Source organism: Streptomyces sp. NPDC093065 (assembly GCF_044754585.1).
GTDB lineage: Bacteria > Actinomycetota > Actinomycetes > Streptomycetales > Streptomycetaceae > Streptomyces.
Window position 1 is genome coordinate 301,687 of record NZ_JBIVPJ010000006.1, and the last position, 19,002, is coordinate 320,688.

General features: G+C 73.6%; 14 protein-coding genes, 1 tRNA gene and 1 pseudogene. 7 read left to right on the forward strand and 9 right to left on the reverse strand.

Translation table 11 applies throughout. The features are described 5' to 3' along the window. Window positions 1–11: 11 nt before the first annotated feature. From ACIQFU_RS13820 to ACIQFU_RS13830, 3 genes are all read right to left on the reverse strand, one after another. Window positions 12–647, reverse strand: coding sequence for an MBL fold metallo-hydrolase (locus tag ACIQFU_RS13820; RefSeq protein WP_402551292.1), 636 nt, complete (start codon window positions 645–647; stop codon window positions 12–14). A 43-nt stretch (window positions 648–690) separates the two neighbouring features. Continuing rightward, window positions 691–2,046 carry an alpha/beta fold hydrolase gene (locus ACIQFU_RS13825; protein ID WP_402551294.1) on the reverse strand — a complete coding sequence of 452 codons (1,356 nt, stop codon included), beginning with the start codon at window positions 2,044–2,046 and terminating at the stop codon, window positions 691–693. A gap of 277 nt (window positions 2,047–2,323) precedes the next feature. Continuing rightward, window positions 2,324–2,800 carry a MarR family winged helix-turn-helix transcriptional regulator gene (locus ACIQFU_RS13830; RefSeq protein ID WP_402551296.1) on the reverse strand — a complete coding sequence of 159 codons (477 nt, stop codon included), beginning with the start codon at window positions 2,798–2,800 and terminating at the stop codon, window positions 2,324–2,326. Between the two features lie 30 nt (window positions 2,801–2,830). Between ACIQFU_RS13830 and ACIQFU_RS13835 the strand changes: the two genes are divergently transcribed. After that, window positions 2,831–3,895 carry a GNAT family N-acetyltransferase gene (locus ACIQFU_RS13835; protein ID WP_402551297.1) on the forward strand — a complete coding sequence of 355 codons (1,065 nt, stop codon included), beginning with the start codon at window positions 2,831–2,833 and terminating at the stop codon, window positions 3,893–3,895. Between the two features lie 184 nt (window positions 3,896–4,079). Here ACIQFU_RS13835 and ACIQFU_RS13840 read toward each other — a convergent pair whose 3' ends face one another. Both ACIQFU_RS13840 and ACIQFU_RS13845 read right to left on the reverse strand, forming a co-directional pair. Beyond that, window positions 4,080–4,796 (reverse strand): DUF4232 domain-containing protein, encoded by a 717-nt coding sequence (locus tag ACIQFU_RS13840; protein ID WP_402551298.1) that lies wholly within the window; start codon window positions 4,794–4,796, stop codon window positions 4,080–4,082. Window positions 4,797–4,951: 155 nt separating this feature from the next. Continuing rightward, complete coding sequence (locus ACIQFU_RS13845) at window positions 4,952–6,340, reverse strand: serine/threonine-protein kinase (RefSeq protein WP_402551300.1); 1,389 nt, start codon at window positions 6,338–6,340, stop codon at window positions 4,952–4,954. 53 nt (window positions 6,341–6,393) lie between these two features. Between ACIQFU_RS13845 and ACIQFU_RS13850 the strand changes: the two genes are divergently transcribed. The 4 genes from ACIQFU_RS13850 (at window position 6,394) to fdh (ending at window position 12,399) form a co-directional block, all read left to right on the forward strand. Next, window positions 6,394–6,948 carry an RNA polymerase sigma factor gene (locus tag ACIQFU_RS13850; RefSeq protein ID WP_402551301.1) on the forward strand — a complete coding sequence of 185 codons (555 nt, stop codon included), beginning with the start codon at window positions 6,394–6,396 and terminating at the stop codon, window positions 6,946–6,948. 71 nt (window positions 6,949–7,019) lie between these two features. Next, complete coding sequence (locus tag ACIQFU_RS13855) at window positions 7,020–8,054, forward strand: 4Fe-4S dicluster domain-containing protein (RefSeq protein WP_402551302.1); 1,035 nt, start codon at window positions 7,020–7,022, stop codon at window positions 8,052–8,054. Further along, window positions 8,051–9,061: an NrfD/PsrC family molybdoenzyme membrane anchor subunit gene (gene nrfD, locus ACIQFU_RS13860; protein ID WP_402551303.1), complete on the forward strand. Its 1,011-nt coding sequence runs from the start codon at window positions 8,051–8,053 to the stop codon at window positions 9,059–9,061. Before ACIQFU_RS13855 ends, nrfD begins: the two co-directional genes overlap by 4 nt. A gap of 77 nt (window positions 9,062–9,138) precedes the next feature. Further along, complete coding sequence (gene fdh / locus ACIQFU_RS13865) at window positions 9,139–12,399, forward strand: formate dehydrogenase (RefSeq protein WP_402551304.1); 3,261 nt, start codon at window positions 9,139–9,141, stop codon at window positions 12,397–12,399. A 9-nt stretch (window positions 12,400–12,408) separates the two neighbouring features. Here fdh and selD read toward each other — a convergent pair whose 3' ends face one another. Next, complete coding sequence (gene selD / locus ACIQFU_RS13870) at window positions 12,409–13,434, reverse strand: selenide, water dikinase SelD (RefSeq protein WP_402551306.1); 1,026 nt, start codon at window positions 13,432–13,434, stop codon at window positions 12,409–12,411. A 75-nt stretch (window positions 13,435–13,509) separates the two neighbouring features. Here selD and ACIQFU_RS13875 point away from each other — a divergent pair. Then, window positions 13,510–13,602: transfer RNA gene (locus ACIQFU_RS13875), tRNA-Sec, on the forward strand. A 35-nt stretch (window positions 13,603–13,637) separates the two neighbouring features. Here the strand turns inward: ACIQFU_RS13875 and ACIQFU_RS13880 are convergent. From ACIQFU_RS13880 to ACIQFU_RS13890, 3 genes and pseudogenes are all read right to left on the reverse strand, one after another. Further along, a pseudogene (locus tag ACIQFU_RS13880) lies at window positions 13,638–15,404 on the reverse strand (SelB C-terminal domain-containing protein); the annotation flags it as partial. 4 nt (window positions 15,405–15,408) lie between these two features. Beyond that, entirely contained in the window at window positions 15,409–16,761 is a 1,353-nt protein-coding gene (selA, locus tag ACIQFU_RS13885) for an L-seryl-tRNA(Sec) selenium transferase (protein ID WP_402551399.1), read from the reverse strand. Window positions 16,762–16,920: 159 nt separating this feature from the next. Next, a complete protein-coding gene (locus tag ACIQFU_RS13890) occupies window positions 16,921–17,895 on the reverse strand; it encodes a DUF6215 domain-containing protein (protein ID WP_402551308.1) in 975 nt (324 codons plus the stop codon). 232 nt (window positions 17,896–18,127) lie between these two features. Between ACIQFU_RS13890 and ACIQFU_RS13895 the strand changes: the two genes are divergently transcribed. Next, on the forward strand, window positions 18,128–18,985 hold the full coding sequence (locus tag ACIQFU_RS13895; RefSeq protein ID WP_402551310.1) for a TetR family transcriptional regulator C-terminal domain-containing protein: 858 nt from the start codon (window positions 18,128–18,130) through the stop codon (window positions 18,983–18,985). Window positions 18,986–19,002 lie beyond the last annotated feature (17 nt).

The window sequence follows — 19,002 nt, forward strand, 5'->3', positions numbered from 1 at the left end:
CGGGAGGGGCCTCAGAGCCGCGCCGAGTCGCCGGGCGTCAGCCGCAGGTGCTCGGTGCCGCCCAGCTCGCCGATCTGGCGGTCGTAGATCGGGCGGGCGAGGTCGGTCAGGAGCGCGTCGTGGACGTCGTAGGCGCGCTGCGGCTTGACCTCGCGGACGTACTCGATCACTTCGGCGATCTTGTTCCAGGGGGCCATGACCGGCAGCATCAACGTCTCGACGGGGTGGTCGGGGACGGTGAGGGCGTCGCCGGGGTGGAAGACCTTGCCGCCGTCCACGAGGAAGCCGACGTTGGTGACGCGCGGGATGTCCGGGTGGATCACCGCGTGCAACTCGCCGTGGACCTGCACGTCGAAGCCGGCGGCGGTGAAGGTGTCGCCGTGGCCGACGGTGTGGACGCGGCCCGGGAACGCCGCCGAGATCTTCTCCGCGACCGACTCGAGCGTCCAGATCGCGGCGGCCGGATTGTCCTCCATCGCGGCCCGCAGCCGCAGCTCGTCGAAGTGGTCCGGGTGCTCGTGGGTGACGAGGATCGCGTCCGCGCCGAGGGCGGCGTCCTCCTCGGTGAACCCGCCGGGGTCCAGGACGAGTGTCTGCCCGTCCTTCTCCAGGCGGACGCAGGCGTGCGACTTCTTGGTGAGCTTCATGACTCCATCCTGCCGCCGCGCGCCCGCTCCCCGCCCGAGGGACTCACTCGGGCGGTGTCGTCTCCTCGCGGATCACCTGCTGGGCCACCCGGAACGCGCCGTTCGCGGCCGGTACGCCGCAGTAGACGGCCGCCTGGAGCAGTACTTCCTTGATCTCGCCCGGGGTGAGGCCGTTGCGCAGGGCGGCCCTGAGGTGGGGCGCCAGCTCGTCCAGGTGGCCGCCGGCGACGAGGGCGGTCAGGGTGACGCAGCTGCGCGAGCGCCGGTCCAGGCCCGGCCGGTCCCAGACCTCTCCCCACGCGTACCGGGTCAGGAGGTCCTGGAAGTCCCCCGAGAACTCGTCCGCCTCCGCGAGCACCTGGTCGACGTGCCCGTCGCCGAGGACCTCGCGGCGCACCTTGAGACCCGCGTCGTACGGGTCCGGCCTCCCCTGCGCCTGCGGCGGCACGGCGGGGGCCGGGGCGATCTCGGCGATGGGCGCGGCCTGCGGCGGCGGAGCCGGCACCGGCTGAAGGGGCCCGGCGGGTCCGGGTACCGGGGCGGCCGGAACGGGGTGCGCGGCGGGGTGGACCGGGGCCGGGACGGGGATCTGTCCGGTGGAGGCGGCGTCGTGGACGGCCTGCCAGGCGGTGGTGAAGTGCCGCACCAGCAGGTCGGTGACGGCCGCGGGCTGCTCGACCGGGACCAGGTGTGAGGCGCCCGGGACGACGGCGAGGCGGGCGTCGGGGATACCGGCGACCAGGGTGCGGGCCTCCGCGGGGCCGGTGACCTGGTCGTCGGAGCCGACGAGGACCAGGGTCGGGACGCCGACCCGGCCGAGTTCGCCGCGCACGTCGAAGGCTGCGAGGGCCTCGCAGGCGGAGATGTAGCAGCCCGGGTCGGTGGTCCGCACCATCTGCACCGCCCACTCGGTGATCGCGGGCTGCGCGGCGGCGTATCCACCGGTGAACCAGCGCTCCGGGGAGCTGCGGGCGATGGGGTCGAGCCCGTTGGTGCGCACGATCACACCGCGCTGGCGGAACTCGTCGGCCGTACCGAAGCGGGGCGAGGCGGCGATCAGCGCGAGGGAGGCGAGGCGCTCGGGGTGGCGCAGGGCCAGCTCGATCCCGACGGCACCGCCGAACGCGCAGCCCGCGTAGCCGAAGCGCTGTACGCCGAGTCCGTCGAGGGTGGCCAGCAGACGCGTGGTGAGTTCGGCGACGGACCCCGCCGGGTGGGCCGGTGCGCCTCCGTGTCCGGGCAGGTCGAAACGGAAGACCCGCCAGTGCTGGGTCAGTTCGGGCACCTGCCGGTCCCACATGTGCCATGTGGTGCCCAGTGAGGGACCGAGGATCAGGACCGGGGCCTCTTCCGGCCCGTCGAAGCGGTATTGCAGGGTGTTCGGTGCTGTCTCACTCACGCCCCAGACCCTCTCACGTCTCACGGACGCCCCTGTAACGCGGGATCGGTGGATGCCATCCTGACCAGGTCGAAGACCTCGCGGGCGGCATGTCGCCCGGGGCATCGGATGATCTCGCGTCGGGTCTTGCCCTCCTGGTGCGGCGTCCGCGGTACGCCGCGGACGAAGAAGGAGGACCGGTCGCGTGTGCGGACCGGCCGGCCTGCCCGCTCGATCGCAGTCACTACACGCTTTTGCGGCCGACGATCGGGGCCGCCCCGCTGCCCGGGGCCGCCCCCTACGGGAGATCCTCCGGCTCGCCGGCGAGTTTGGCGGCGATGCGGCGGAGAACCGTGAGCTCTTGGGGGTCGAGCTGGTCGACGAAGTGGCGCCGTACTGACGCGACATGAGTGGGAGCGGCTCGCCGGAGAGTGTCCAGTCCCATCTCGGTGAGAACCAGGAGGCAACCTCTGCCGTCAGCCGGGTCCGGTGCGCGGCGGATGAGTCCACGTGCCTCCATGCGGGTGGCGTGGCGGGACAAACGGCTTCGGGACCACTCCATCTTGGCGGCCTGCTCACGGAGGGTACCGGTGCCGTCGGTGCGCTCGGACAGGGTGCTGAGCACCTCGTAGTCGGGCTCGGACAACCCGAGTTCGGCCAGGTCCTGTGTGGTGCGGGCCTGCACGACGGTCACCATACGGCGGTATGTCCTCCAGGCGTGCTCCTCTTCTGGACCGAGCCAGCGGGTAGCGGCATCCGACCTTTTCGTTGACATGTAATCAACTTACCAGCTAGCTTCGTTTCCATGTCAACGAAAAGAACGCGCGTTCTCGTACTGGTCTGCAGTACTCGTCCCGGCGCGCTCGGCCCGGCAGTCGGCACGTGGCTGACCGAGACGCTCGCACCGAGCGCCCTCACGCTGGACGCGACCCTGACGCCGCTGGCCCTCGGCGATCTGCGGCTGCCCTTCCTGGACGAGGAGGAGCACCCCTCGACCGGCGTCTACCACCGCGAACACACGCGCCGGTGGAGCGCGATCGTCGATGAGGCCGACGGCTTCGTCGTCGTGACGCCGGAGTACAACTACGGGATGCCCGCGACCCTGAAGAACGCGCTGGATTACCTTGGCCCCGAGTGGGCCTGGAAGCCGGTCGGGTTCGTCAGCTACGGCAACACCTCGGCGGGCACCCGAGCGGTGCAGCACGCCAAGCAGGTGATGACCACCCTTCGCCTCGTCCCCCTGGGCTCCACCGTCGCGATCCGGATCGCGGACGCGATGCGAGAGGACCGCTTCCAGCCCGGAGCGCCCCTCGGTGACGCCGCCGAGGGGCTGCTCGCGGAACTGGTGCGGGTCGCTCACGCCCTGGCCCCGCTTCGCGAGCGCGAGCGCGTGAGCGCGGTGGCAGGACCCGTCGCGGGCTCGTACGCACGGCGCCTCGCCCCGGACGACGCGCCGGAGGTAACGGTGCTGCAGCGCTGCTGCTGGGCCGAGGAGGCGGTCGCCAACAGCACCCTCGCGCTGCCGGCCCTGCACGAGTCGCCCCACCAGGTGCGCGCATGGCTGGCCGGCTGGCATGCGACGGGCCTGTGGCAGGACGGTCGGCTTCTCGGAATGGTACGAACGCGTCGCAGCGGCGCCGACCTGCACGTGGGGCGGCTCGCCGTCGTCCCCGACCTGCGCGGACGGGGTCTGGGCCGATGGCTGCTCCGCATGGCCGAGTCAGCCGGTGAGGGCTGCCGGCGCATCGTCCTGTCCACCGGCGCCGCCAGCAGCCGGAACCTCGCCCTCTACGAGAGTCAGGGGTACGCTCCGCTTCGCGTGGAAGCGGACGCCGGTGTGGTCCACCTCGCCAAGACTGTCCCTGCCTGAGCACTTCGGGGCCCGCATCGCCCGGTTTCAACCACCCGGATCCGCGCCCGAGGCACCGGACCGGTGGCCCGTAGCGGGCCGAGGCGCGTGGGATCGGCCGGTACCCGTCGCCCCGTCGGCGCTCGTCTCCCGCGGGTTCATGGTGCTCCGGGTGTCCCCGGCCTCCGGCGTCACCGGGACCGCGTCAGGCCCCCGTTCCGCGCGCGAGCACCGACACGGACGCCTTGGAGGCGTTGCCGGACACCGGCACCTCGCCCCCCGTCCAGCGCAGGGTCAGTGAGTCGCGCTCGTTGGGCGGGGTGACCAGGAGGGAAGCGGGCTCGGCCGTCTTGGCCCCGCTGATCTCGGGGTTGGAGAAGGACAGCCCGGCCCAGGCGCTCGCACCGGGTTCCAGGGTGATGGTGCTCGGGCTGCCGGAGGTGCGTTCCGGGTCGCTGCCCACCTGCTTGCCGTCCGAGCCGGCGAACGCGGCCCCGGGATAGCCGCGCAGCGTGCAGGTGTGCTGAGAGGAGTTGGTGAACACCACGGCGAAGTTCTCCTGCCCGGCCCCGGGGTGGTTGGGTCCCACGGAGGCGCGCAGTTCCGAGGTGTGGCAGCGCTCGGTCGCCTTCCCGCCGGTGGACTTCGTGGAGTCGGAGTCGGGGTGGGAAGCGGAGCCGGACCCGTCGGCCGTGGCGGGCTCGGATGCGTGGGTCTCCCGGCCGGCGTCGCCGTTCGGGGACGCGCTGTCGCCGGAGTCCTCGCCGTCGGTGCCGGTGACCACGGGGCCGGCGGTACCGGAAACCGCCTCCGGCGTGTCCGCGCCGCCGCCGTCCGCGGAACCGCACCCGCCGAGGACCAGCGCGGCACTCGCGCCCGCCAGCGCAACGGCCGTACGAAGGGTCCGCGATGTCTGCGTCATGTCCGTCTCCCCTGATCGCTTGCCGCACCCCTCGGTGCGGGCTTGTGGCGGCTCGTGCGCCGTCAGGTGGTGCGATGCGCCTACCCGCGGAAAAGTTCGTGATCACCCCGAACTGATTTCCTCACTCCTCCCGCCGGTGCCGGCTGCCGGCGTGCTCACGTGCCGACGCGTACGGAGTCCAGCACCCGTGTGACGTCGGTGTACGTGCCCCGCAACCGTATCTGGACGTATGCCTCGGGCCGGTCCCCGCCGTCGGCCGGACCGAGTGCCGCCTCGACCAGCGTCTCGCCCTCGTGGAAGCAGTCGGCCCAGGTGCGCACCCGGCCCGTGGAGCGGGCGCCGTCGAAGGCGTGGGCGCCCGTGTAGCGGCATCCGTCGTGGGCGATGCCGTTCACCTTCGCGGTGACGTCCTCCTGCCCGCCGAGTCCGACGAACACCCCACTCGCCCCGGTGTCCGGGTCCGCCCACGCGCTCAGGTCGTCGGCGACGGTCAGGCCGGGTTCGTGTCCCGGGCGAAGCCCCAGCTCGGAGGGGTTCCATCCGCCGGTCTGCTTCTGGCCGGCCCAGGCGACGGGGACGCGGACGGTGAGCCGGCCCGTGTCGTCGCTCACCGACACACCGGAGTCGGAGCCGCTGCCGCGGTCGAGGAGCAGCGTCGTCACGGCCACCGCACCGGCCAGGACGACGGCGCCGACGGCCAGGAGGAGTGTCCGCCGTCCGGCCCGCACACGCGGGCGCCGGGAGGCACCGGGGCCCGGCCGCTCACCGGTCGACTCCAGTTCCTCGGCGAGCCGCTCCGCGGTGGGCCAGCGGTGCTCTCGTTCCGGTTCCAGGGCCCGGGTCACCGCGTGGCTCACCCGCGGCGGAAGGCCGGGCCGGAGCCGGTCGACGGGAACGACCTGGCCGGGCGTCGCGGGAACCGTGCCGGTGAGCAGCCGGTAGGCGACGGCGCCGAGGGCGTACACGTCGGCACGCTCGTCGACGCCGGAGCCGGGCTGTGCCTGTTCGGGCGGCTGGTATCCGGCGCTTCCGGCGGCGAGCGTGAGCCCGGAGGCGTGGGCGAGGCTCTTGGCCAGTCCGAGGTCGGCGAGCAGTACCCGCCGTGAGCCGTCCGGTGCCGTGGCAAGGAGGATGTTGGACGGCTTGATGTCCCGGTGCACGACGCCCGCCTGGTGCAGTGCCGCGGCCCCGCGTGCGGCCAGCGCGGTCAGGCGCAGCACCTCCGGCAGGCCCAGGGAACCGTCGGCGAGGTCGTCGAGGGTCCCGTCGTCGCCGTATTCCATGACGAAGTAGGGACGGCCGTCGGGGAGCTCCCCGATGTCGTACACCTGCACCACGTGGGCGGAACGCACTTTGCGGAGCATCCGGGCCTCGGAGAGGAAGCGCTCCCGGACGTCGAGCCGCTCCGACCAGTTCTCGGCGAGGACCTTGACGGCCACCGGTGCCTGCAGCTGGTCGTCGTGGGCCAGCCACACGGTGCCGAAGGCTCCCGTGCCCAGGCGTCGGTCCAGCCGATAGCGCCCGATCCGGTCGGAGGAAAGCATGTGCCTATCATGCATTGCCCCGTATCGGCCCGAGCCCGAGGGAGAGGAGCACTGTGCACGACGCGCCCCGCACGGAGGAGCTGGCCAGGCGCGCCGCGGCCGGTGACGCCGCTTCCCTGGACGAACTGCTGGTGGGCATCCGCCCGGAGGTGGTCCGGCGCTGCGGGCGCTTCCTGCCGTGCAGGGAGGACGCCGAGGAGGCGGCCCAGGACGCGCTCCTTCAGGTGGCACGGAAGATCGGGACCTTCGAGGGCAGAAGCCGGTTCAGCACCTGGCTGTACACGGTCGTCGCCAACTGCTCCCGGCAGAAGTACCGCGAGCTGAAGCGGCGGTCCGCCGAGCAGCCCGCGGTGATCGACGACTCGCAGCAGGTCGACCCACGCACCACCAGCGTCATCGCCGGCTCCCGGCTGCTGCTCCTGGACGCGCTGGACCGGCTGGAGCGGGAACACCCTCAGCTGGTGGCGCCCTTGGTGTACCGCGACCTGTGCCAGCTGGAGTACGCGGAGGTCGCCGAGCGGGTGGGCGTGCCGCTGGGCACGGTGAAGTCGCGGCTGCACGAGGCACGCAAGAGGGTGAAGTCCTACTTCGGCGACGTCTCGGGCTGAGGGAGTCCGCGCCCGTTTGGGGCGGACGCCGCGGGGCACTCATGTCACGCCCGTGACGAGGAGGCCCGGAGATGACGGACGACAGCGAGGTCCCGGCCGCCGGGCCGGGCGTGAACCAGTTGTCCGGGCCGCAGCCTGAGGTGGCGCGTGCCGCGGGGTATCCGGATGCCCCGCCCCGTATGGGGTTCTTCACGGACACCTCCGTGTGCATCGGGTGCAAGGCGTGCGAGGTGGCGTGCAAGGAGTGGAACGCGATCCCCGAGGACGGTCTGGAACTGACCGGGATGTCCTACGACAACACCCAGGGGCTCGGCGCGGACACCTGGCGGCACGTGGCCTTCATCGAGCAGCGCAAGCCGCTGGGCGGTCAGGAACCCGGCGTCGGCCACGAAGCGGTCGACGTCTTCGCCGCCGCGGGCGCGCTGGGCACCTCGCCCTCCTCGCCGGGCCCCGGCTCGACCGCTCCCCCGCCCGGTGACGGACCGCCTGCCGCGGCGCCCGCCGGGGAGATCTCTCCCGTGGCCCCGGAGGGCCGCACCGAGCTGCGCTGGCTGATGTCCTCGGACGTGTGCAAGCACTGCACCCACGCCGCCTGCCTGGACGTGTGCCCCACGGGCTCGCTGTTCCGCACCGAGTTCGGCACGGTCGTGGTCCAGGAGGACATCTGCAACGGCTGCGGCTACTGCGTGCCCGCCTGCCCGTACGGGGTCATCGACCAGCGTCCCGACGACGGGCGGGTCTGGAAGTGCACCCTGTGCTACGACCGGCTCGGCGTCGGCATGGAACCCGCCTGCGCCAAGGCCTGCCCGACCGACTCCATCCAGTTCGGCCCGCTGGACGAGCTGCGCGAGCGGGCCGCGGACCGGGTCGCCCGGCTGCACTCCGCCGGGGTCGAGGACGCCCGCCTGTACGGCGCCGACCCGGACGACGGGGTCGGCGGCGACGGCGCCTTCTTCCTGCTGCTGGACGAACCCGAGGTGTACGGCCTGCCGCCCGACCCGGTCGTCACCACCCGCGACCTGCCCGCCATGTGGCGGCACGCGGCGACGGCCGCCGCCTCGCTCGCCGCGCTCGCCGCCGTCAGCTTCGCCAGGAGGCCGCGATGACCGGTTCCGACGTCACCCGGGACGGCGTGGAGGGCGCCCGCCCCGGCCGCGACGCCCTCACCGGCGCCCAGGCCGGGCGCCGCCGGCGGCGCAGGGGCCGGGGCGAGCGGGCGATGGTGCCCGACGCCGAGTTCTCCTCGTACTACGGCAGGCCGATCCTGAACAGGCCGACGTGGAAGGCCCTGGACATCGCGGGCTACCTGTACCTGGGCGGGCTCGCGGGCGCCTCCTCGCTGCTGGCCGCCGGCGCCCGCGCCACCGCCCGGCCCGCGCTCGCCCGGACGGCCGGGCTGGGGGCGGCGGGCGCCGTCTCGCTGTCCCTGGCCGCGCTGGTGCACGACCTGGGCCGCCCCGCCCGCTTCCTCAACATGCTCCGCGTCTTCAAGCCGACGTCCCCGATGAGCGTGGGGTCGTGGCTGCTGGCCGGTTACGCGCCGCTCACGATCGCCGCTGCCGCCGCCGACGTCACCGGCAGGTACCGCCTGGTGGGCACGGCCGCCACGGCGTCCGCCGCCGTACTGGGCCCCGCGGTCGCCACCTACACCGCCGTGCTGGTCTCCGACACGGCCGTGCCGTCCTGGCACGAGGGGCACCGCGAGCTGCCGTACGTCTTCGCCGGGTCCGGGGCCACCGCCGCCGCGGGGCTGGCCCTGGTCTGCGCGCCGGCCGGTCAGACGGGCCCCGCGCGGCGCATGGCCGTGCTGGGCGCCCTTCTCGAGCTCGGGTCGTTCCGGGTGATGAAGCGGCGCATGGGGCTGACCGCGGAGCCCTTCGAGAAGGGCAGAGCACGCACGCTGCTCCGCGCGGCCGAGACGCTCACCTCCGTGGGCGCCGTGCTCGGGGCGGGTGCCGGCGGGCGCGGCCGGGCGGTCGCCGCACTCGCGGGTGCGGCCCTCCTCACCGGTTCCGCCGCCCTGCGGTTCGGTGTCTTCCACGCCGGGGTCGCCTCCGCCGAGGACCCCAAGTACACGGTCCTGCCCCAGCGGGAACGGCTCACGGGTGATTGACCCGGGCGGAGCGGGGCACTCGCACGGCCGACGCGAGGGCGCTGCCGCGCTACGGCTCCGAGGGAAGGGCAGGGGTGATGGGCGTACGTACCTGGATCGACTCCTGGCCGGTCTACCGCCAGCTGAAGGGGACCGATCCCCTGGGCCGCGGGGCCGCCGCCAAGAGCGGGACCAGCGCGCGTCTGACCCCGCGGGTCGCCTCCGCCGACCGGGTCGTCAAGTCGATCTGCCCCTACTGCGCGGTGGGCTGCGGACAGAACGTCTACGTCGAGGGAGACCGCGTCACCCAGATCGAGGGCGATCCCGACTCCCCGATCTCCCGCGGCCGCCTCTGCCCCAAGGGCTCGGCCAGCCTCCAGCTCACCACCGGCGGTGCCCGCGAGCACCACGTCCTGTACCGCCGCCCGCACGGCGGCGAGTGGGAGCGGCTGGACCTGGACACGGCGATGGACATGATCGCCGACCGGGTGATCGCGGCGCGGCGCTCGGGCTGGCAGTGGGAGGTCGACGAGACCCGCACCCGGCGCACCCTCGGTGTCGCCAGTCTCGGCGGGGCGACGCTGGACAACGAGGAGAACTACCTGATCAAGAAGCTGTTCACCGCCATGGGCGCGGTGCAGATCGAGAATCAGGCGCGTGTTTGACACTCCTCCACCGTTCCCAGTCTGGGAACCTCGTTCGGCCGCGGCGGCGCGACCACCTTCCAGCAGGATCTGCAGCACTCCGACTGCATCGTGATCCAGGGCTCGAACATGGCCGAGTGCCATCCGGTCGGGTTCCAGTGGGTGATGGAGGCGAAGGCCCGGGGCGCGAAGGTGATCCACGTCGACCCGCGCTTCACCCGCACCAGCGCCCTGGCCGACGTCCACGTGCCGCTGCGCGCCGGATCGGACATCGCCTTCCTGGGCGGGATCATCAACCACGTCCTGCGGACCGACGCCTACTTCCGCGACTACGTGGTCGCCTACACCAACGGGCCGGTCGTCCTGCGGGAGGACTTCCGCGACACGGAGGACCTGGACGGCGTCTTCTCCGGTCTCGACCCCGACAGCCGCAGCTACGACAACGGCAGCTGGCAGTACGAGGGCACGGAGATGCAGGCGGCGTCGGGCGAGCGCGACCTGGAGTACGACAAGCGGACCGGGGGCGGCAGCAGCGTGACGGAGGCCGCCCGCGGCGAGGCGCACGGCTCGGGCGGTGCCGACATCGGCGAGGGCGAACCGGAGCGGGACGAGACCCTGACCCACCCGCGCTGCGTCTTCCAGGTGCTCAAGAGGCACTACGCCCGTTACACGCCCGAGGTGGTCGAGCAGGTCTGCGGCGTGCCGCAGGACGTCTTCCGCCAGGTGTGCGAGCTGGTGACGGAGAACTCGGGGCGGGAGCGGACGACGGCGTTCGCCTACGCGGTCGGCTGGACCCAGCACACGGTGGGCGTGCAGTACATCCGTGCCGCCTCGGTCCTGCAGAGCCTGCTGGGCAACATCGGCCGGCCGGGCGGCGGCATCCTCGCCCTGCGCGGCCACGCCTCCATCCAGGGCTCCACGGACATCCCGACGCTGTTCAACCTGCTGCCGGGCTACATCCCCATGCCGCACGCCCACCAGCAGCAGGACCTCGGCGCCTTCGTCGAGGCGGAGGCGGCCCGCAAGGGCTACTGGGGCAACATGCGCTCCTACCTCGTCAGCCTCCTCAAGGCGTACTGGGGTGAGGCGGCCACCGACGCCAACGACTTCTGCTTCGACTACCTCCCGCGGCTGACCGGTTCGCACTCCACCTACGAGACGGTGATGGCCCAGCTGGAGGGCGTCTGCAAGGGCTACTTCCTCATGGGCGAGAACCCCGCCGTCGGCTCGGCCAACGCCAAGCTGCAGCGCCTGGGGATGGCCAACCTGGACTGGCTGGTCGTGCGGGACTTCTCCCTCATCGAGTCGGCCACCTGGTGGAAGGACGGTCCGGAGATCGAGACGGGCGAGATGCGCACCGAGGACATCGGCACCGAGGTGTTCTTCCTGCCGGCCGCCGCGCACACCGAGAAGGACGGCAGCTTCACCAACACCCAGCGTCTGCTGCAGTGGCACCACCAGGCCGTCGAGCCGCCCGGCGAGGCCCGCAGCGACCTCTGGTTCACCTACCACCTCGGGCGGATCGTCCGGGAGAAGCTCGCGGCGTCCACCGACGAGATGGACCGGCCACTGCTCGACCTGACCTGGGACTATCCCGTGAAGGGCGAGCACGCCGAACCGGACGCGGAGGCCGTCCTGGCCGAGATCAACGGCCGCGACGCCGACGGCGACCCGCTGTCCTCGTACGAGGAGCTGAGCGACGACGGGTCGACGGTCTGCGGTTGCTGGATCTACTGCGGGGTCTACAAGGACGGTGTCAATCAGGCGGCCCGCCGCAAGCCGGGCCGGGAGCAGGACTGGGTCGCGAAGGAGTGGGGCTGGGCCTGGCCCGCCAACCGGCGCATCCTCTACAACCGCGCCTCGGCGGACCCGGAGGGCCGGCCGTGGAGCGAGCGCAAGGCCCTGGTGTGGTGGGACGCGGACGAGGGCTCCTGGACGGGCCACGACGTCCCCGACTTCAAGCCGGACAAGGCCCCCGACCACGTGCCGCCGCCGGACGCCAGGGGACCGGCGGCCCTGGCCGGGAACGACCCGTTCATCATGCAGGCGGACGGCAAGGCGTGGCTGTACGTGCCGTCCGGTCTCACCGACGGCCCGCTGCCCACGCACTACGAGCCGCAGGACTCGCCCTTCCCGAACCTGCTGTACACCCAACAGCGCAACCCCGTACGCCACTTGCTGCCGCCGCACCCGGACAACCGCTACCAGCCCAGCGGCACCGAGCCCGGCTCCGGGGTCTTCCCCTACGTCGCCACCACCTACCGGCTCACCGAGCATCACACCGCGGGCGGCATGTCCCGCTGGCAGCCCTATCTCGCCGAGCTCCAGCCGGAGTTCTTCTGCGAGGTCTCCCCCGAGCTGGCCGCCGCGCGCGGGCTGGAGCACACCGGCTGGGCGACGATCGTCAGCGCCCGGGGCGTGGTCGAGGCGCGGGTCCTGGTCACCGACCGCATGGCGCCGCTCACCGTGCAGGGCCGGCGGCTGCACCAGGTCGGCCTGCCCTACCACTGGGGCCCCAACGGCTACGCCACCGGCGACGCGGCGAACGAGCTGCTGCACCTGTCCCTGGACCCGAACAGCCACATCCAGGAGGCCAAGGCGTTCGCCGTCGACATCAGGGCGGGCCGCCGCCCGAGGGGACCGGCCGCACTGGAGCTGGTGCGGGACTACCGGACGCGGGCCGGCATCGACGAGGACACCGGCACCGAGCCGTGAGCCCTCCGCTCACCCCAGGACGACGGAGTGCGCGCCCTTCGGCACCAGTTCCCCGATGACGGGGGCGCCCGGCACCTCGCCCGCCACCAGCAGCCCGCCGGAGGTCTGCGCGTCGGCGAGGAGCAGCCGGGTGTCGGCGTCGGCGTCGCCGAAGTCGGTGAACGGGGCCACCCACTCCAGGTTGCGCCGGGTGCCACCGCTGACGTACCCGTCCCGGACGGCCTCCCGGGCTCCGTCGAGGCAGGGCACGGCGGCGGTGTCGAGCACGGCGGTGACCCCGGAGGCGCGGGCGAGCTTGTGCAGGTGGCCCAGCAGGCCGAAGCCGGTGACGTCGGTGGCGCAGGTGGCCCCGGCCGCCAGGGCCGCCTCGGACGCGTCCCGGTTGAGCGCCACCATCGTCGCCACGGCCTGCTCGAACCGCTCGCCGGTGGCCTTGTGCCGGTTGTTGAGGACGCCGAGGCCGAGGGGCTTGGTGAGCGACAGCGGCAGCCCGGCGCGGCCCGTGTCGTTGCGCAGCAGCCGCTCCGGGTCCGCGACGCCGGTGACGGCCATGCCGTACTTGGGCTCCGGGTCGTCGACGCTGTGTCCGCCGCCCACGTGGCAGCCGGCCTCGGAGGCGACGTCCAGTCCGCCGCGCAGCACCTCGCGCGCGAGGTCGAACGGCAGCACGTCGCGGGGCCAGGCCAGCAGGTTCACGGCGACCAGCGGCCGGCCGCCCATGGCGTAGACGTCCGACAGGGCGTTGGCCGCGGCGATGCGGCCCCAGTCGTAGGCGTCGTCGACGACCGGCGTGAAGAAGTCCGCCGTGGAGACCACCGCCTGGGCCGGGGCGCCGCCCGCCGCGGGCAGGGTGACCACCGCGGCGTCGTCGCCCGTGGCCAGCCCGACGAGCAGGGAGGCGTCGGCCGGGGCCGTCCCGGAGGGGGTGAGGCCGCCGAGCACGTCCTCCAGTTCCCCCGGCGGGATCTTGCAGGCACAGCCACCGCCGTACGCGAACTGGGTGAGCCGTACGGGGGTTTCACGGACGGTCGTCATGGCTGGTCCCTCCGGTGGGGTGGTTCGGTTCGGTCGTCTGCGGAACACAGCGTTCCTGTAGCCTGGCCGGGCGGTGGAGGCGTGTGGGTGCCTGGTGGCCCTCCCGGTCTTCAAAACCGAGGTGTCCGAGGATCTCGGACAGGCGGGTTCGATTCCCGTCCGCCTCCGCTCCCCGCGGTCTCCCGGCAGCGCCGGCGCCGGCCGTCCACGCGCTCGGTGTGTCCGCGTCGGTCCAGCAGCTCCAGCAGGGGTACGGCGACCCGGCGCGTGGTGTCGAGGGCGCGGCGTGCCTCGCTCAGTGTGAACGGCTGGGGCAGCGAGCGGAGTACGGCGGCGGCGTCCGTGTCCGCGCCGGGCAGCAGCACGACGCCCTCGGCGATGCGCAGCAGCGCCCCGGCCGCGACGGCGGCGGCCAGTGTCCTGTGGTCCAGCCCCAGTTCGGCGAGCCGGCCTGCCTCGGGCGCGCGGTACGGCGACCGGCGCAGGTCCTTCTCCAGGGCGTCGACGGCGCTGCGGACCGGCGGCGGCAGCGACGGCCGCGTGCCGCCGGGCCCGTGCAGGCGCCCTTGACGGTGGCTCAGTACCGGCTCGCCCGGCGTGTCGACGAGGGCCTGGACGAGGGCGCGGTCCGGCAGGCCGAGCAGGTGCCTGGCCGCTTCGGTGGGGAGCCCAGGGTCCAGCGGGTGCTGCTCGGCGTGCCGGGCCACCTCCGCCGCCAGACGGGCGCGCAGTGCGGCCCAGTGCGCGGGGTCGGCCAGCCAGTCGCCGGTGACGGGCGGGGCGGGAGCGGTGATTCCCATGGCCTCCAGCTCCGGCCGGCGGACGAGCCGGCGTCGGCGCAGTTCCGCGGTGCCGTCCGGCCGGCCGGTCATGGCCGTCAGCTCGGCCGCCCTGGTCCGGGCCGCCCCGCGCCGCGTCAGCCGCGGCGGTGCCACGTCCAGCACGGTCAGGCCGCACGGGGCGCGGCGTCCGCCCGCCTCCCGCAGGACGGCCCGGTCGCCGACCCGCAGCGGGATTCCGCGGGTCAGGGTCAGCCGGGCGGTGTCCTCGCCCAGCGGCCGGACGGTCACCGGCACGGCGGCGGTCCCGATGTGCAGGGTGAGCGTCCGCGGGAGGTCGGCCACCGGCGTCGCGTGCACCCGGACGTCGGCGACGGTGGTGTGCGGCCAGCGGCCGGGGGTGAGCAGTACCTGGCCCCGGCCGAGCGGGACGCCGGCGCCGCCGTGGAGGTTGACCGCCACCCGTGCCACGCCGCCGACCGACGTCCGCTCCTCGTGCAGGCACTGCAGTCCGCGTACCCGCAGGGTGCTCGTGCCGTCTCCCGTCACGAGCCGGTCGCCGACGCGCAGGGTGCCCGCCCCCAGGGTGCCGGTGACGACCGTGCCGTGGCCGCGCACGGTGAAGGCGCGGTCCAGCCACAGCCGTACGTCGGCGTCGGCGGGCGGGACGGGCAACGCGGCGCTCAGCCGGGCGAGTTCGCCGCGCAGTCCGTCCAGTCCCGTGCCCGTCACGGCGCTGACCGCCACGGACGGCACGGTGCCCAGCGAGGTGGCGGCCAGCCGCTCGACGGCGTCCGCCCGCACCGGTCCTGGGTCGGCCAGGTCGCTGCGGGTCACGGCGAGCACGGCGTGCAGGACGCCGAGCGCGTCCAGGATCTCCAGGTGCTCCTGGGACTGCTGCTGCCATCCCTGGTCGGCGGCGACCACGAAGAGAACGCCCGGCACCGGGCCGACGCCCGCCAGCATGGTGGAGACGAACCGCTCGTGGCCCGGTACGTCGACGAAGGCGAGGTGCTCCCCGTCGGGCCCGCCCAGGGCGTCCGGCTCCAGCCGGGTCCAGACGAAGCCGAGGTCGAGCGTGAGTCCGCGGCGCCGCTCCTCCTCGTAGCGGTCGGGCTCCATGCCCGTCAGGGCCCGGACCAGGGCGGACTTGCCGTGGTCGACGTGCCCGGCGGTGGCCAGTACCCGCATCTGCCTACCTCCCGTCGGTGCCGGCGCGGCGCACGGCCCCGGCCAGCCGCCGGTCGTCCTCGGCCGGTACCGACCCCAGGTCCAGCAGGCACCGTCCCCCGTCCAGCCGTCCGACCACGGGAACGGCTCCCCTGCGCAGGGCGCCGGCGTACGGCTCGGGCAGCGACAGCGCCGCGCTCGGCAGCGTCACGCCGGGTGCGCCGCCCCCGCCCACGGTGGCCCGGCTGCCGACCGCCCGCGCGTCGACGCCGTCCGCCCGCAACTCGGCGGCCAGCCGCTCGGCACGTCGGGACAGCTCCTGCGGGTCGGCGTCCAGGGCCTGTTCGGTGGGCGTCCTCGGGCCGGTCAACGTGGCCTCCAGCGCGGCCAGGGTCAGTTTGTCGACCCGCAGCGCCCGGGCGAGCGGATGCCGGGACAGGGTGCGGACCAGGTCCTCCCGGCCGAGGACCAGTCCGCACTGGGGTCCGCCCAGCAGTTTGTCCCCGCTGGCGGTCACCAGGGCTGCTCCGGCCTCCAGTTGGCTCCGGGCGTCCGGTTCCTCCGGCAGCCGCGGATGCGGGGCCGGCAGACCCGACCCGATGTCGGCGACCACCGGGACGCCGAGGGGTGCCAGTTCGGCGATGCCGGCGGCGCGGGTGAATCCCGTGATGCGGAAGTTGGAGGGGTGCACCTTCAGGACGAAGGCCGTCTCGGGGCCGATGGCCCGGGCGTAGTCCTCGGCGGTCGTGCGGTTGGTCGTGCCGACCTCGCGCAGCCGGGCCCCGGTGGATACCAGGAGGTCGGGCAGCCGGAAGCCGTCCCCGATCTCCACCATCTCCCCGCGGCCGACCACGATTTCCTTGCCGGCGGCCAGTGCGGTGGCGGCGAGTACCAGCGCGGCGGCTCCGTTGTTGACGACGTGCACCGCGGCGGCGGACGGTACCCGGGCCCGCAGCGCGGCCAGCGCGGTCCGGCCGCGACGGGCCCGTACGCCGGTCTCCAGGTCCAGTTCGACGTCGGTGGGACCGGCGGCGTCCTGTACCGCCTGCCGGGCGGCGGCGGACAGCGGCGCCCGGCCGAGGTTCGTGTGGAGCAGCACCCCCGTCGCGTTGATCACCGGACGGAGTCCGCACGCCGTCCGCGGCAGGAGGGCGATCGCCGCGTCGGCCACCCCGTCCGGGGGTACGGCACCCTCCCTCGCCTGCCGCTGTGCGTCGCGGACCGCCGACTTGACCCGCTCCGGACCGAGCCGGTCCGCCGCGTCCAGGAGGCGGGGGTCGCGCAGCAGTGCGTCGGTGCGCGGGATGCGCCGCCGCGCGTCCGGTACGGCGTGCGCCGCTTCACCGGCCTCCGCGGCACCGCCCGGGTCCGCCGCCACGCTCTCGCCGTACCGCTCGGCCGCGTCCCGCTGTTCCACGTGTGTCCTCCGCTCCGGCCCGGCTGCGCACTGCCCGGGAACATGCATCGTTCCCCCAGTGCCCCGCGAGGGTTCCGGGACACGCCGGACGACGGCGCGGACGTACCGGCGAGCGTCTTGTCACACCTTGCGCTCGGTGACGGCCGGGAGGAGCTTCTGCGTGATGTCGAGGAGGACGTCGTCGTCCGGGAGGGCTTCGGACGTGCTCCACACGGTGACCTCGCAGTAGCCGCCGCGGTCCTTCGCGTCGAGGGCCACGGCCAGCGTCCGGGCCAGGGGGCCCGGTCCGACCGGTCCGCCGGATCCTCCGCCGCCGAGATCGATCTCGATCTTCATGGTGTGGTCCGAGGACAGGACCGCGGGCCGGCCGAGGACCTCGAGCTTCCTGACGTCGATCTCGTCGCCGTACTCCATCAGTTTCACGTACTGGGCGACCGACAGGTCGTTGTAGGTGACGGAGACGTGCACGGTGTACGTGTCGAACTCGACCTCGGCCTCCGGCTGGGCGACCTTCCCGTCGGTCAGGAGAGCGGTGTTGCTGGAGGCGGACACCCCGGTCGCGGTCTCCGCCGGTGTGCCGAGGAGCCGGGCCAGATCGGGCGTGTTGAGCGCCTCGCACAGTTCCGCGCCGGTCACCACCCGGGAGGTCTCCTTGTAGGCGCTCGGCAGCTCCGTCTCCTGCCCGCCCGGACACGGGACGGCATGCGGCGCACCGTGGGCCTCGGAGGGCAGCAGCTTCGGACCCAGCCACGCCGCGGCCGCGAGTGCCGCGACCACGGCGACGGCCGCGAAGGCCTGGCCCCACGCGTTGGGCTCCTTCTTTCGCACGGCCGGGGCGGCCGGGGCCGGGGCGGCCGGGATCGCCCCGGCTCCGGCGGCGGCCGGAGCGGGGTGCCGGCGGGCGCGCAGGGCCAGCAGCACCGTGCGGATGTGCACCGCGGTGCCCACCAGGAACGCCGCGCCGATCCCGGCCAGGACCCAGTCCTTCTCGCTGAGGGCGAGATACCCGAGGCGTACGCCGGCGAGAGACCCGAACGCGATGAGCAGGGGCTCGCGGACCCAGAAGGGCAGGAGCCGGACGATGAAACCGAGCATTCGGTGATCCCACCAGGACATGATCACGACAGCTGTGACGGAAGCCATAGTTCCGGGCTCGGTACTCAACCGTGATGGAACGGGCGTGCGACCGCTTCCGCGTCGGCAGTCCCTCCCGACCGTCGCGGACCTGACTGGCACACCAGTCAGACATCTCAATATGCTGTTCATCAGCAGGTTATCTGCGATCGGGTGTTGAGTTTTCCGCAACACATGCCTAGGGTCGTGGCCCGTGGAAACCGACGACGCCCTCGACGGCGCACCGGCCGTCGACACCGCCGCCCGCGTCCGCGAGGTCATCGCGGCCGCGGGCGTCAGCCAGCGCGAGTTCGCCCGCCGTGTCGTGATGGATCCGTCCAAGCTCTCGCGTTCGCTGAGCGGCACCCGCCGCTTCACTGCCGCGGAGCTGGCGAGGATCGCCGACGAGGGCCGGGTCGACGCGGGCCGGCTGCTCGGCACCCGGTCCCGCGAGAGGACCGCGGTGCCGGCGGCCGGCGTGGAGGGCGGGCGACCGCTGCAGATCGTCCGCGAGACGGTGCGGCTGATCGCGGAGCACGGTTTCCACGCGGTGCGGGTCGCCGACATCGCCCGCGCCTGCGCCACCAGCAGTGCCGCGATCCACTACCACTTCCCGGGCCGCGCCGAACTGCTGGAGGCGGCCGTGCGCTGGTGCATGGACGAGGACACCGCCCGCCGCGCCGCCCTCCTCGCCGAGGCGGACGACGCCGCGACGGAGCTGCGCCAGCTCGTCGCGCTGCAGACGCCGCGCACCACGCAGCAGCGCCGCCAGTGGGCGGTCTGGCTCGACCTGTGGGCCGAGGCCGCGCGCTCCACGGCGGTGGGCCGGCTGCACTCCGAGTACTACCGGCAGTGGCGGGAGACCGTCGCCGACGTCGTACGCAGAGGCGTCGACCAGGGCGTGTTCCGCGCCGGGGTCGATCCGCAGGCCGCCGCGCTGACGCTGACCGCGCTGATCGACGGCCTGGCCACGCACGTCCTCTCGGTGAGCGGGCCGTCGTCCGACAGTGCCGCGGAGGCCATGCACGCGGCGCTGACCACCCACGTGACCCACACGATCCTGGCTCCGTGACCCGGGGCCGCCGCGAT